Below are 15,599 nucleotides of genomic sequence, written 5' to 3' on the forward strand. Positions count from 1 at the left end.
ATGAAAGCATTAATTATAGACGACGAAAAAAAAGCAAGACATGTTTTACATATTTTAGTAGAAGAAAATTGTCCGAAGATTACTCAAATTTTTGAAGCTGATGACTTAATTTCAGGAGTAGAACTTATAAAAAAAGAACAACCAAGTATTGTGTTTTTAGATATTGAAATGCCTGAGCATTCTGGTTTAGAAATTTTAAATTTTATTGAAAAAGAAGTTTATAATTTCGAAATCATTTTCACTACGGCGTATAGCGAATATGCCATACAGGCTTTTCAATTGTCTGCTATAGATTATTTGTTAAAGCCTGTAAGACCTAGTCAGGTTAAGGAGGCCGTAGATAAAGCAATTGCGTTTTTAGGCAATACCCAAATTAACAAACGACTAGCGGAATTAAAAACAAGTTTGCAAGCTTCTAACTTTAAAAAAATAGGATTGCCAAATGCAGATGGTATTAAGTTTGTGAATTTTACTGATATCATTATGTTAGAAGCAGACGGTATGTATACTAATGTTTCAACAACTACAGATGGAAGTATCTTAGTTAGTAAACCTTTAAAATTCTTTGTAGATATCCTTAATGACATAAAAACCTTTTATCGTCCGCATCGTTCACATCTTATTAATCTATCTTATATCAAAGAATATATCAAAAAAGATGGAGGTTATATCGTGATGGAAAATGATAAAACCGTATCCATTTCTAAAGATAAAAAGGAAGAGTTTTTAACTATAGTTCAAAATATAGGGTAGTTTGCTTTAGAAGTTCAAAATGGTGTTTTAGAAGTTCAGTGTCATTAATAATAGGTTGGTTTAAGATATTTGGTCTTATAAACTTTAAAATTCTTAACCTATTATGAAAAAAATTACATTTTTTCACGAACACTTAATCAATACATGTTTCGTGAGTAAAACAAAATTACTTTTTTTATTTACGCTAATTTCTGCATTGAGTTATGGACAGACTTTTGATTGGGAGACAGGAACATTACTAAGTTTTGGTTCGTCTAATCAAGACATTATTGCACAACAAATTGTTGGTGGTTATGAAGTTGATTTTTCAGACCCTGTTAACGGTACACCTATTCTGTTAGGTGCTTTTACTCAAGGCACTACAGGCAAGGCTGTAATGAACCAGCAACCTCAACAAGTTGTTCGATTAAGTTTTTTTCCTGCAATAGATATTCAAAGCCTCAAAGCTTTTTCTGCCGATGCAAGTAGTACTAACTGGACTTTTACGCCAAATAATAGTTCAGGTAATGCCGTTGTAACAGCAAATGTTGCTCAAAATGCTGTCCCAGTGAACTTAAATTGGACTAATGTTAGCAGCATAGATATATCATTAACTAATGGTAGTTCACAAAATTTTGGAGTTGATGATATTGTGTTTTCACCTTATACACCTTGTACAGTAACCATCCCAGACGCAAACTTTAAAGCTTACTTAGTTGGTAATACTGCCATAAACACCAATGGTGATACAGAAATACAATGTAGTGAGGCTAGTGCTTTTACGGGGCAGATTAATGTTAATGGTTTAAGTATTTCAGATTTAACAGGTATAGAAACTTTTACAAACTTAACAGAGTTGTTATGTAGTAATAATGCTTTGTCGAGTATAGATTTAACTAGTAATACGCAGTTAACAGCATTAGGATTAGCTGTTAATAATCTAAGTAGTTTAGATGTGTCTAATAACTCGTTACTCACAATATTAACCTGTTTTGATAATCAATTGACCAGTTTAAATGTGGCTAATGGTAATAATGCAATTTTAGCTCAAATGGACGCAATTAATAACCTAGATTTAACTTGCATTCAAATAGACACAGGCTTCACACCGCCAACAGCTTGGCTAAAAGATGCAACAGCAAGTTATAGTGACGATTGCGCAGCATTAAGCGTAGATGATTTTAATGTAAATTCAATCTCATTACAGCCAAACCCAACAAGTTCAATGTTAAATATAGAAATGACTCAAAACATAAAACAAGCAAGTGTCTATTCTATGTTAGGTAAAGAAGTACTAAAAACTCGAAATAAACAAATCGATGTTTCTCGTTTATCAAACGGCGTATTTTTAATTAAAATTGAAGATGAAAACGGAAATGTTTCAACCAAACGTTTTATCAAACAATAATACATAGTTTTGTTTTTTTTAGAAATCTCGTAAGTGTTATGCTTACGAGATTTTTTTGCTTTAGAAGTTGAGATTGTTGTTTCAGAAGTTAAGTCGCATTTTTAGTAGGCTGGTTTAAGATATTTGATTTTATAAACTTTAAAATTCTTAGCCTATGAAAACAAAATTACTTTTATTATTGATGTTAATTTCAACATTAAGTTATGCGCAAACAAGAATTGCATCAGGTAGCGGAGACGCAAGAGGTGTCACAGTTGTAGATGATTATGTCTATACCACGAGTAATGCTAATCTTTTAAGAGCTAATAAAAATCAAGTTGGGACAAATAATTTCGAAACCGTGGCTACAGGGTTCACTAGTAATGGTATAAGTTATAATGGCTATAATCTTTGGAGTCTAAACCAGAATATTTATGTGCCAGGTTATGGTATTAGATCGGCTTATGTTGGAGGTACAATACCAACAAGCTCTTATGAAGCATTAAATACCTCGGGAACTGTGTCTACAGTTTACATTTATAATAATGAATTATATTTTACATCTACAAATCCTAATAATAATTCGCTACACGAATTACGTAAAGCTACAGGTGTTAACTCGAGTGTATTTGTTGCTTCATTGCCAGTAAGTCATCAATATATAGCAGATGTTACTAATGAAGGGGCAATTATGTATTTTACATATACTGGTACAGGCAGCAGTAATGGAGCTATCTATAAAATAGACTTAGCAGCAGCAGCAGCAGCACCAATGGCTCAATTGGTGAAAAGTGGTTTGCCAAAACCATGGGGAATTCATTTTGTAAATGATTATCTGTATTTTATTAGCAGTGCAAGTACAGGATATATTCGTAAAATTCATAAATCGGGTACAGGAGTAGTTTCGTACATAGGTCAATCGATCAATAATCCAAGAGGTATAGATATTGATGGTGAAGATATTTATATCGCTGTGGTTGGAACACTACCAGGTATTTATAAATATACAGACACTAATTTGGCACCTTGTACTGTAAACATCCCAGATGCCAATTTTAAATCTTATTTAGTTGGAAACACTGCTATAAACACCAATGGTGATGCAGAAATACAATGTAGTGAAGCAATTGCCTTTACAGGATTAATTTCTTGTTCAGGTCAGTCTATTTCAGATTTAACAGGGATTGAGGCTTTTGTAAATCTTACGGCCTTACATGCAAATGATAATCAACTTACATCTATAGATCTTTCTAATAATACCGTATTAGAAACATTGTTTGCTAGTTTAAATAATTTAACAACTTTAGATGTTTCTTCAAATACAATTTTAGAGCAATTAAGCCTTTTTTCTAATAGTTTAACAAGTTTAGATGTGAGCACTAATTCAGCTTTAACCTTGTTAGTTGTTGGTCAAAATGATTTAACAAGTTTAAATGTTGCAAATGGAAATAATAGTAATTTTTCTAATTTTGAAGCAAATGGAAATCCAAATCTTACTTGTATTCAAGTAGATAATGTCGCTTACAGTGATTCTAATTGGACAGACATTGACACGCAAACAAGTTTTAGCACTAATTGCTCACTAAGCGTAAATGATTTTAATCTAAATTCAATCTCATTACATCCAAACCCAACAGCTACAATTTTAAATATAGAAATGACTCAAAACATAAAACAAGTAAGTGTCTATTCTATGTTAGGTAAAGAAGTACTAAAAACTCGAAATAAACAGATCGATGTTTCTCGTTTATCAAACGGCGTATTTTTAATTAAAATTGAAGATGAAAACGGAAATGTTTCAACTAAACGTTTTATCAAACAATAATACATAGTTTTGTTTTTTTTTAGAAATCTCGTAAGTGTTATGCTTACGAGATTTTTTTGTTTAGAAGTTGAAAGTGGTGTTTCAGAAACTCACCCCATTTTAATGAAGCTTCATAGTAGATATTTGTTTTCTAAATCTTAATAAAAACCAATTATGAAAAAAATTACATTTTTTAACGAACACATAATCAATAAATGTCTCGTGAGTAAAACAAAATTATTTTATTTATTACTACTTATATGTAGTTTTTCTTTCGCCCAATTTCCTACTACTAATTTAATAGCTCAGTATGGATTTGATAATGGGTCTCTAGTAGATGGTGCTAATGGCGCTAATTTTTCTCAACATGGATCAGCTTCTCTATTTGTTAATGATAGATTTGGTACAGCTAATGGAGCTTTACAGTTAAATGGAGATGATTTTCAACGAGTAAACTTAGATCACGACTCTTCTTATGATGATATTTCTTTGTCATTTTGGATTAAGACGGCAACCAATGATAGTAATGAAAGAACAATAATTTATGACCTTGGAGGAACTTTTAACAAAGGTTACCATATTTATTTAAAAGATGGAGAGATAAACCACTATTCAAGAGTTAATGTGGGTGCTAACTATGTTGTTTATAATATAACATCTATGGATATTAGTGATGATCAATGGCATCATATTGCTATTACAACACATATGTTAATTTCAAAAATTTATGTTGACGGACAATTAGTGGATTCGACTGGGAATCCAAGTGCATCAAGTTATAGTAATAGAGGATTTGATAGTAACGGTATTGTTGGTTTAGCAAGAAATAGATCTTCGTACCCGACGGCTACAAGTAGTTATAGAGATGTTATTGATGATATATTAATTTATGATAGAGAAATATCAGCTGCAGAAATAACATCTATTGGTGATTATAATTTTTGTGTTGGAATTACTAATCAGTTATTTACTTCTAATATTACAGCTACAAATATTGATGTAAATGTACCAGGTACACAAACTGTGGATATTGCGTATCATGAAGTTTCTCAACCTTTTTCTTCTGCTACAGTTGTTTCAAGTGTTTCAGGAGGAGCAAGTACAACTATTACTGGAACATCGTCAGAAACTTATAAAGTTTATGTTAGAAAAGATTGTGGAAATGGTAGTTATTCATCATGGTCTGCACCCCTTATTTTTAAGAATACAGGAATACCAACTTATGTTAACTATAATGCAACAGGAAATAATGATGGTAGTAGCTGGTCTGATGCATATATTAATTTAAATACAGCGTTAGATTTGGCAACCTCTGGTGATCATATTTGGGTTGCGTCAGGTAATTATAAACCACATGCTTTTGATAGAAGCGTTTATTTTACAATAAACAAAGAAAATTTAAAAATTATCGGAGGGTTTAATGGAACAGAAACTCAGGAATCGGAAGCAGATCATGTTTTAAATACGACTATTTTATCAGGAGATTTACAAGATAATGATGTAAATACAACCGATTTTATTTCTAGCTATTCAAACACAACTCGAAATGCAGATAATAGTTACCATGTTATAAATATTACGGAATACGGAAATAATTTATTATTAGAAGGTATAACAGTAAGTGATGCACATAATAATTTAGATGCTTTTGAGAGTGGTGGTGCAATTGTAAAATATTCTGGGGTTACTAAGCTAACCCTTAAAAATTGTATTATAAAAGATAATGTTTCAAGAAACGGCAATGCAGGTTTATTAGCTGAATATGATCTTAATGGAACAGGGATATTAGGTGAGTTGAATATTGAAAACTGTATATTCTCTAATAATATGGCTCGATGGGCAACAGCTATATATAGCTTTGTTCGTGACGATACTGATGCAAATATAAATATTACCAATAGTTTATTTGATGGTAATATTGCAGGAAATTTGAATAGTACAACTGCACAAGGTTATGCTGGTAGTTCGGCATGGCTTAGAAATTTAAGTATTAGTAGCAGTTCTACTTTAAATATAGACATCATTAATTCTACATTTGTTAGTAATAACGATACAGGTACAGAGCAAAATTTAAATAACTTTAGTAGATCAACGTTAGCTATAAGTAGAAGTAACGGAAATGCAGGGGCGATAAATACAACAGTAGCTAATTCTATTTTTTGGGGTAATACAGCTACTGGTGGTTTAACGGCACGTTCTATAACAGATTTATATGAACAGCTACCTACATCTGTAAATGTTTTAAATTCTATAGATGAAGCCAATTTTAACGATGCTGTAATTACAAATACAAGTAATACAACTAACTCTAATCCTCTATTTACGGATGCTGCAAATGGGGACTTTACATTAACTTCTGGTTCGCCTGCGGTTGATACAGGAGACAACAGTTTTGTTTTTGAATCCACAGATTTATTAGGAAACCAACGTGTTTTTAATACAACTGTAGATATGGGAGTTTATGAGTTTGGAGCACCATTTTTAAGTACAAATGATTTTCAACTAAATGAAAACGAAATCAAACTATATCCAAATCCAACAAATTCAATATTAAACATAGAAATGACTCAAAACATCAAACAAGCAAGTGTTTATTCTATCTTAGGAAAAGAAGTCATAAAAGCTCAAAATAAACAGATTGATGTTTCTCGTTTATCAAATGGAGTCTATTTAATTAAAATAGAAGATGAAAACGGCAACGTTTCAACCAAACGTTTCATCAAGGAATAATACATTGTTTTTTTTTTTTTTTTAGAAATCTCGTAAGTGTTATGCTTACGAGATTTTTTTGTTTAGAAGTTGAAATTGTTGTTTCAGAAACTGATACGCTAAACCAACGACAGCATCATAGATATTTGTGTCATAAATCTAAAACATAACCTAATTATGAAAACAATTTTAACCTACCTTATTATAGTATTTACATCATCTGTACTTTTTTCTCAAAGTGAAATTGCTACAGAAGCCATTAACGGCACTTACCATTTATTAGAAGCCGAAAAGGGAATAGGCAATAAGCCAACCAAATCTAAACTTTTTCAATATGGAGAGTTTGCAGGCGATAAGGTATTAGCAATTGCGGCTTGTGCTCAATGTATGCCTGCAATTTATAAGTATCAAAAAGAAGAAAGTAAAGAGTTGGGAATTCCTGTTTTTTACAACGATTACGGACTTTTTGTTATTACCTACGATAACGAAAGTTTTGTTATGGTAAAAGCAGCAGATGCAGATAGCGAAGATTGGACGGACTTTAGTTATAGTAATTTTTACAGCAAAAATGAAGCGAAGGTTATTGCTATGACACAAGAAAAAATTAAAGCGTTTGTTGTAGCGGTTTCTGAATAAATTTCGGGGTAATTCAAATTTTTAGAAGTTCTTATTTTTTAGAAGTCAAAAACGGCATTTCAGAAACTTACTTCATTTTTTAGCTCTGTCATATTCGATATTTGACACGATATAAACTTAAAATTTAACCTATTATGAAAAAAATAATGATAACGGTTGCTCTAATTTTTACGGCAACCATAGCGCAAGCTCAAAAAACCTTTTACGAAGCTCTTGAGGCTAATGGTGAGACAGCAACCTACGAAGGTTTTTCTGGCATATCTATAAATGACGATGGTACCATAGCTATTGTAAGTGGAAAACCAGCAGTAACTATTACCGTAAAAAAATTAGCAACCGGACAACCTGTGGGTTTTGAAGCTAATCCCGTTTCAGAAAGTTATGGAGGATTTGGTATGTCGGAAATAAGCGATTATGGAAGAGTAGATAGTTACCCCAATGTAATGACTATAAAGAATATTCACAAAAGAGGGTTAGATGGTTATATGGTCATTGACGATTTGTTATTTAAGATTAGTTACATACCAAGTGAAGGTGTCCCAGAAGTGAAGAATGTCACTGCTGTATATGCTATGGTAAAAGACCGTAGCGAAGCAAAAGAAGACTCAGGAAAGAAGAAAAAGAAGAAAGGTGGTTTTTTAGGACGCATGAAAGCTAAGTTAGAAGCTACAGGACAATCACCAACCTATAAGTATATTCAAACGGTAAATATTGAAAAAATATTCAACGATTATGTCACGGCAATGAAAGCCAAGCAAGCGAGTCCAATAACGGCCCAAGATAAAGCAGATATTGCAAAAATTAAACGCGCAAGAGAAGCTGGAGACGAAGAAATAAAACGCTATAACGATTCTATAAAAGCAACACCAGAGTATAAAGACTTGCAAAGAAGAATAAAACAAAATGAGGCAAACTATCAGGCATCAGAGTTAAAAAATACGGTAACACTTCGTAATAACTCAAATCATGAAATTTATGTAGGTAGAGCTGGAAGTAGTAATCCAGGAACAAGAATTAGTGCTGGTGGAACAGCAAGATGGAGCTGTGATCAAGATGCTTATTTACAAAAAATAACGAAGTCTGGTGGAAGTCATGCTTATGATTCTACTAATGTACAAGTGTACCGCAAAAATTCGGGTTGTGGTAATACGGTGTCCATAAACTAATATTCTAGAACAAAGACCAAATAAATTTAAAACTCAAATCGTTATACCATTTCTTGTTTAAAATGAGGAATGGTATAACCTAAACCTTAAAACAAATGAAAATATTTAAACCCGTAACACTGCTCTTCGCTATTTTATTAATAACGGCTTGTAGCAGTGATGATGATGCTACACCAAATTACGTCTTAGAAAGTGATCGTGATGCACTAATTGAAATTTATAATGCCAACACAAACAATACCTTATCTTGGGATATTACATCAACGGATGTTTCAACTTGGAATGGTGTTACAGTTGAAGATAGTAGAGTTGCAGTTTTAAGCATAGGAAACTCTAATATTGACGATTTACCTGCAACTGCCTTGCAAAAACTAACGGCATTACGATCTTTAGTAGCAAATAATAATAGTTTTTTAACCATTAATGTTAGTCATAATGTTAATCTTAAAAACTTGCAATTATTCGATAATAATCTAACCGCTATTGATGTTTCTAATAATACACTATTAGAACAATTATTGTTAGAAGGTAATAATTTAGAAAATTTAGATGTAAGCATGTTGGTAAATTTAACCGACTTAAAAGGTGGTAGCAATAGTTTTTCAAATTCGGTAAACATAGCAAACGGAAACAATGCTAATATGTGGAGAATGGAATTGGGATCAAGCACTTTAAGTTGTGTACAGGTGGATGCTGGAGCTACAGATGGTTTTGCTGGTTGGTCTATTTCTGGTAATGCAAATTATAGCACACATTGCTTGTAAATATGTGTAACATTAGCACCGTTGCTATTTAATAATTTAAAATAAGTGATTAAGAAAAGTTGGACTAATTCATTTGAGTTCAACTTTTCTTTTTATTAAAGCATGAAGTACTTCAAACAATACAAATTAGAATTGTTTCTAATCGTGTTCTATGCGATTACAGCTCTTGGTCTCGTCTATTTATTTTAATTCATTTAGGGGGTTATTTACCATTCATTAGTCAAAAAGTGCATTCTACTAAATAAAAATAAAGTCCAATAGATTAATTTGTAAATTCAACCCTAAATTTTTCTAGTTGAAATTAAGCGGGCTTCAATATCTATTTTTATTTTTAGTAACATGGTTTGTAACAGCACAACAGCCTGTCTCAATTCATCTGACTGAAAAAGATGGCTTACCTGATATTGAATTTTATGATATTCTTGAAGATCAAGAGGGTTTTATTTGGTTAGCAGCAGATAAAGGTTTGTATCGTTATGATGGTAAGCATTATAAACTATTCACTAATCCTGTAAAACGTGGAAGATCACTATTTGGACTAACTTTAGATGCAAAAGGACGTCTATGGTGTAATAATCTTTCAGGTCAATTTTTTTATGTGGAAGATGATGAACTAAAACTCTTCAAGGACTTTAAAGATATCAATACATTAGTAGATTTCTATATTTATAATAATCATCTTTTAATTTCTGCAAATAATAATTTAGTTAGTGTAAATTTAGATACCAAAACCGTTATCAATACGATTAATGAACTCTATGAAGATCACTTTAATCATTTAAACGCTCTTAAAGAAGGTTTCTATTTTAATAAAAATAATCTCATTTATTTTACAGAAGATACGGCTTTAAAAAACGTTCAACCTATTCATAAATATCCATTTGAAACCGCTCAACAAAGTGGATCAAAAAAGTTTTTTGAATATAATAATCATGTGTTTTTCTTTAATGAATTAATATCCTCAAAAAGAAATACCTTGTTTTATATTACTAATAACAAGGATTTACAAGAGGTGCAATTACCAGAAATATTATCTTCTTTAATAGTGGTAAATGCCTACCAAGTAAAAGATAAATTATGGGTGTTAACGAATAGAGGTATTTTTATTACTGAAATTAAGAATAACAATCTAATTATAAGTGAGCGCTATTTTAAAAATAGCTACACTACAGATCTTATTATAGATTCCAATACTAATTTTTGGGTGACAACGCTAAAAGATGGTGTTTTTGTAATGCCTAATCTTGCCTTAAAAAAAATAGTTTTACCAAATAATGTAGGGGTTACTGCCATTGAAAAAACGGATCACGAAGACTTGTATTTGGCGACTTTGGACTTTAATATTTTTAACTATTCTAAAACAGATAATGGCATAAAACAACTTGATGTCTCATTTAGGAACAATATTTATGGAATTTGTTACAACTCACTATCTAATGATCTTTTAATGGTAGCGACAACTGAGTCCGTTTTCCATAACTCAAAAGAAGAATTGACTAAGAAAAGTAAGTTAATTGTAACAAAATCTATCTCTGTTTACGATGAAGACCAATATTTAGTGAGCCTTCCTCATGCCTTATCTATGTATAGTAAAAAAGGAGATTCACTGTCTTTATTGCGTTTGGTGAGAAGTTATGGTTCCGTTTTAAATACCAATAAAACGAAAGCCTATTGTAACTTTATTGATGGTTTTGGAGTGGTAGATTTAAAAACTAAGGCCTATAAAAAAATCACTTATAACGATTCAACAGTATATGGTGCTAAAATAGCAATAACTAAAGACGATATTGTTTGGGTAGCTACCTATAATAAAGGGTTATTTGGATTTGTAAATGACACTTTAAAATATCAATTAGACGCTAATAATGGCTTAGCTTCTAATGTAATTAATGTGATTACTCCAGATGAAAAATCAATTTGGATTGCCACAGATAAAGGCTTGCAAAATTATAATTATGATAACCAAAAAGTCATAACCGTAAATAAGGAAGATGGGATAGACTCTTACAATATCAATTCTATTGTTGTTCAAGATGATGATATTTTCTTTGGTTCTAATATGGGATTATATAAGTTTAATAGTAAGAGTATTAATAAAACCAGAAAAACACTTCAGCCATATTTTACATCTGTTTCAATTCTAGAAAAGGATACTATTATAAAAACTAATTATGAGTTAGAGCAGACTGAGAGTGAAATTCGGTTTGGTTTTAATGTTAATGGATTTCAATCTAACGAATTTGTAAATTACGAATACAAATTAGAAGGTTATAGTGACAATTGGATAGCGGTAGAAGAGGGTTTAGATTTTGTGAAATTCAATACTTTACCTGCTGGGAAATTTACATTCCATTTAAGAGCAAAAAATACATTTCAAAAAGAATATACGCAACCGATTAGTGTAGTTTTAAAAGTACGATTACCATTTTACAAAACATGGTGGTTTTATACGTCGCTTTTAATAATTTCAATAACTGTAGTATGGTGGTATTTTTCTAGAAAAACAGCGCGTTTAAATGCTGCTCAGCAACAAGCCTTAGAAAAAGCAAAGATTAATCAGCAATTGGTGTTTTCTCAATTAGAGAATTTACGCTCTCAAATGAATCCTCATTTTATATTTAATGCCTTAAATTCTATTCAAGATTACATTATTTTGAACGAAAAGAAATTGGCGCGAGAGTATTTAGTGAAATTCTCTCGTTTAATAAGAACCTATTTAGAGCATAGCCAATCGAATGAAGTTTCCTTAAAAGAAGAAATAAAAGCACTTAGTTTATATCTAGATCTTGAAAAAGAACGATTCGATGATGATTTTAATTTTAAAATAACAGTAGATAAAAGTCTTAATTTGGAGACTATATTTTTGCCCTCCTTATTTATACAGCCTTATGTGGAAAATGCATTGAAACATGGATTACTTCATAAAAAAGATAATAAGAGAGTACAATTAAATTTTATAAAAGATGACGTCCAAAATCTATTAATCTGTGAGATTATTGATAATGGTATAGGTCGTGAAGCATCAGAGAATATTAAGAGTCAGCGTTCAAAACTGCATAAATCTTTTGCGACGTCTGCAAACCAGAAACGCATCGATTTATTGAATAGAAGTCAAGATAAAAAAGTAGTACTAAAGGTTGAAGATATTGTCAATGAAAAAGGGGAAGTACAAGGCACAAAAGTAATTATTAAAATGACATTAACGTATTAAATGCAAAACTATGAAAGCGATAATTATAGACGATGAGAAACGCGCAAGACGAATTTTAAATGTGTTAATTGAAGAAGAATGCCCTGAAATTGATACTGTTTTTGAAGCCGAAAATCTAGTAGATGGAGTAGAAATAATAAAAGCCAAAAAACCTGATATTGTATTTTTAGATATTGAAATGCCTAACCATTCTGGACTTCAAATTTTAGATTTTTTTAAAAAAGATCCCATTAACTTTCAAATTATATTTACAACAGCTTACGGACATTATGCAATAGAAGCCTTTAAATTATCTGCTGTAGATTATCTTTTAAAACCTATGGATGCTAAGGAGCTGAAACAAGCCATTTTAAAAGCATCAAATAACCTTGAAGAAAATTTTATAAAACAAAAATTACTAAATCTAGAACGTAATTTTGAACAATTGGCATTAAACAAAATAGCTTTAGAAGTCCCAAAAGGCATTAGGTTTGTTTCACATGAAGATATCTTAATATTTGAAGCCGATGGTGCCTATACAAAAGTGTATTTGCAAAATGGTAAAACCGAATTAATTTGTAAAACACTAAAACATTTTTCAGAACAATTAAGTAATAAACCATTGTTTTATAAGCCACACCGCTCATTTGTAATCAATTTAAAGTATATGACGGAGATTACTAAAAAAGATGGCTTGCAAGTTATAATGAGTAATAATAAAAGTATTCCTATTGCTCGAGAACGTAAAGATGAGTTTATGGACATTATAAATCGCGTGTTTTAAACACCGAGACTAAGCTAAATAATAATTATAAGTTCCGCTCATTCGTAAAACCTTACCATTCACCAAAAAGTTAAAAATAGTTTCCCTTTACCTTATCATTTTTGTTTCATAATTATAAAACCAAATTTATTATGAAAACAAGATTACTTTTTTTACTGCTTTTTGTTAGTAGTTATGCATTTGCACAAATCCCAACTGATGATATTAAGAGATATACCTTTAGAAACGATAGTATTGCAAACCAAGTTAGTCCAGGAATAGGAGATTTAAACCCAACAACAAACAATGGTTATACAATTACAACAGGCTGGGATGCGGAAACAAATAGTGCATTAAATAATACAGATGGTCGTTTTGTAGCAGGTAATTGGCCAGCGGGATCAAATACACAATCTGCAAATATGTCTTACAGCTTTTGAGTAAACTGGACAGGTTTAAATAGTAACAGATATAATGAAGTTTTTAGACGTCTTAATAACAATCAGATAGGTGCGTCTGGTGGTATATATATAGTTCAGCAAGGTGCAAGAATTACGGCACATATAGATAATGTTTCTTGTACAAATAATCCTTCAAATATGTGTGCTAGTGCAAATAAAGATATAACAATACAAAGTCCACCACTTAATGATGGTAATTGGCACAATATAATTGTAACCTATGAAAAAATACTTATCAATGGAAATGATCAATACATAGGTAATATGTATATCGACGGTACATTGTCTGGATCGGATGCAACTGATGAGTTAAGTACTTCGTGGCAAACTTTTTTATATTCTGGAAATAGAACTTTAGAAATTTCAGGAAATCAGCAATTCGGTTTTCAAGGTTTTTTGGATGACATTCGAATTTTTGATCGTACTTTAACTCCAGCAGAAGTGACTGCTTTATCCAATTACAGCGAACCAGCACCATTAAGTCGCGTTTATGTAGATGTAAATGCAATAGGATTAAATAATGGCTCTTCTTGGGCAAATGCTTATACAAATTTAAAAACGGCTTTAGCTAATAATACAAATACACCAGATTTTTGGGTAACTGGAGGAATTTATATTCCAGGATCATTGAGAACAGATTCATTTTCATTATTTGAAAATCAAAAAATTTATGGTGGTTTTAATGGAACTGAAACAGATATATCTCAAAGAAATATAACTGCAAACCCAACTATTTTATCTGGAGATGTTAATGGAAATGATGCAAATACATTTAATGCAACTGATCCTAATAGATCCGAAAATAGTTATAGAATAATCGATATTAATGGAGACAATGTAGTTATAGATGGTTTTGAAATAACAAGTGCTAATGCTAATAGTTCGGTAGAGTCAGAAAAGGAAGGTTCTGGTATTAGTGTAAATGGAGCTTACACGGTTAACATAGAGAACTGTCAGTTTACTAAACACACCTTAAGTAGAGCTGGTATTGTTAGATGTATAGATAATTCAGGGAATGTAAACCTAAACATACAAAACACTATTTTTAAAGATAATCAATCCGTTTTCGCAACCTGTTACTACGGACGTTCTAATAACGGTACCATTAATTTAAATCTTGAAGGTACTTTGTTTACAAACAACACTGCGACGACCAATAGTGGAGCTTCTCTATTATGGTTAAGACAAGATCTTAGCGGAACTCAAAATTTACAAGTTATAAATTCTACGTTTACTAATAATACGCTGACTAGTGGTACGCCAGTTATAACGTATTTGACTAATGTGCCATCAGTTGAAATTTATAACTCTATTTTTTGGAATAATACTAATAGTAGCGGAGCAATTGTAGATGCATTACAGACAGGTACAACAGGCTCATTAAGTAATAATATATCTAATAATGGTTTTTCAGGCTATAGTAGTGCTTTAAATATAATAACCACCGATCCTTTATTTGCAGATTCTGCTTCTGGTGATTACACTTTACAAAGTGGATCTCCAGCAATTGATTATGGTGATAATTCTTTTATAACTAGTACTATAGATCTTAATGGGAATGCTAGGATTTTTAATACTACAATAGATTTAGGAGCTTATGAGTATGATGCTTCTTTAGGATTAGATGATGTTTTAATATTAGAGAACCAAATCAAATTATATCCAAATCCAACAACATCAGCTTTAAATATTGAATCTGATAGCGCAATTAAATCCGCTAGAGTGTATTCAGTTTTAGGGAAAGAAGTTTTAAATGTAAAGACTAAAACTATAGATGTTTCTAGTCTTTCAGAAGGTATCTATCTAATAAAGATTATAGATGTAAAAGGTGTACAACATGTAAAACGATTTATAAAAGAGTAAACCATATTATAATTTGTCTTAGAAAAGGAAAGTCATAATGGCTTTCCTTTTTTTGGTTACTATTCATTCGTGAAACCTTACCATTCACCAAAAAGTTAAAAATAGTTTCCCATTACCTTATCAT

11 protein-coding genes are annotated in these 15,599 nt (G+C 31.1%); all 11 read left to right on the plus strand.

Annotated features, from left to right (window positions below):
* The 11 genes from BLT80_RS06255 (at position 1) to BLT80_RS06305 (ending at position 15,475) form a co-directional block, all read left to right on the plus strand.
* A complete protein-coding gene (locus BLT80_RS06255; protein WP_092466700.1) occupies positions 1–753 on the plus strand; it encodes a LytR/AlgR family response regulator transcription factor in 753 nt (250 codons plus the stop codon).
* A gap of 103 nt (positions 754–856) precedes the next feature.
* Positions 857–2,140, plus strand: coding sequence for a T9SS type A sorting domain-containing protein (locus BLT80_RS06260; RefSeq protein WP_092466701.1), 1,284 nt, complete (start codon positions 857–859; stop codon positions 2,138–2,140).
* A gap of 154 nt (positions 2,141–2,294) precedes the next feature.
* Positions 2,295–3,944: a T9SS type A sorting domain-containing protein gene (locus BLT80_RS06265; RefSeq protein ID WP_092466702.1), complete on the plus strand. Its 1,650-nt coding sequence runs from the start codon at positions 2,295–2,297 to the stop codon at positions 3,942–3,944.
* Between the two features lie 153 nt (positions 3,945–4,097).
* Positions 4,098–6,653, plus strand: a complete 2,556-nt coding sequence (locus BLT80_RS06270) for a LamG-like jellyroll fold domain-containing protein (protein WP_092466703.1) — start codon at positions 4,098–4,100, stop codon at positions 6,651–6,653.
* Between the two features lie 156 nt (positions 6,654–6,809).
* Positions 6,810–7,268: a hypothetical protein gene (locus tag BLT80_RS06275; RefSeq protein WP_092466704.1), complete on the plus strand. Its 459-nt coding sequence runs from the start codon at positions 6,810–6,812 to the stop codon at positions 7,266–7,268.
* Between the two features lie 134 nt (positions 7,269–7,402).
* Entirely contained in the window at positions 7,403–8,434 is a 1,032-nt protein-coding gene (locus tag BLT80_RS06280; protein WP_092466705.1) for a hypothetical protein, read from the plus strand.
* Positions 8,435–8,529: 95 nt separating this feature from the next.
* Positions 8,530–9,198, plus strand: a complete 669-nt coding sequence (locus BLT80_RS06285; protein ID WP_092466706.1) for a leucine-rich repeat domain-containing protein — start codon at positions 8,530–8,532, stop codon at positions 9,196–9,198.
* Positions 9,199–9,493: 295 nt separating this feature from the next.
* Positions 9,494–12,409, plus strand: coding sequence for a sensor histidine kinase (locus BLT80_RS06290; protein WP_092466707.1), 2,916 nt, complete (start codon positions 9,494–9,496; stop codon positions 12,407–12,409).
* A 10-nt stretch (positions 12,410–12,419) separates the two neighbouring features.
* On the plus strand, positions 12,420–13,172 hold the full coding sequence (locus BLT80_RS06295; protein WP_092466708.1) for a LytR/AlgR family response regulator transcription factor: 753 nt from the start codon (positions 12,420–12,422) through the stop codon (positions 13,170–13,172).
* 131 nt (positions 13,173–13,303) lie between these two features.
* Positions 13,304–13,591 carry a hypothetical protein gene (locus BLT80_RS06300; RefSeq protein WP_092466709.1) on the plus strand — a complete coding sequence of 96 codons (288 nt, stop codon included), beginning with the start codon at positions 13,304–13,306 and terminating at the stop codon, positions 13,589–13,591.
* A 159-nt stretch (positions 13,592–13,750) separates the two neighbouring features.
* Entirely contained in the window at positions 13,751–15,475 is a 1,725-nt protein-coding gene (locus BLT80_RS06305; protein ID WP_092466710.1) for a T9SS type A sorting domain-containing protein, read from the plus strand.
* Positions 15,476–15,599 lie beyond the last annotated feature (124 nt).

The organism is Winogradskyella thalassocola (assembly GCF_900099995.1).
Lineage (GTDB): Bacteria > Bacteroidota > Bacteroidia > Flavobacteriales > Flavobacteriaceae > Winogradskyella > Winogradskyella thalassocola.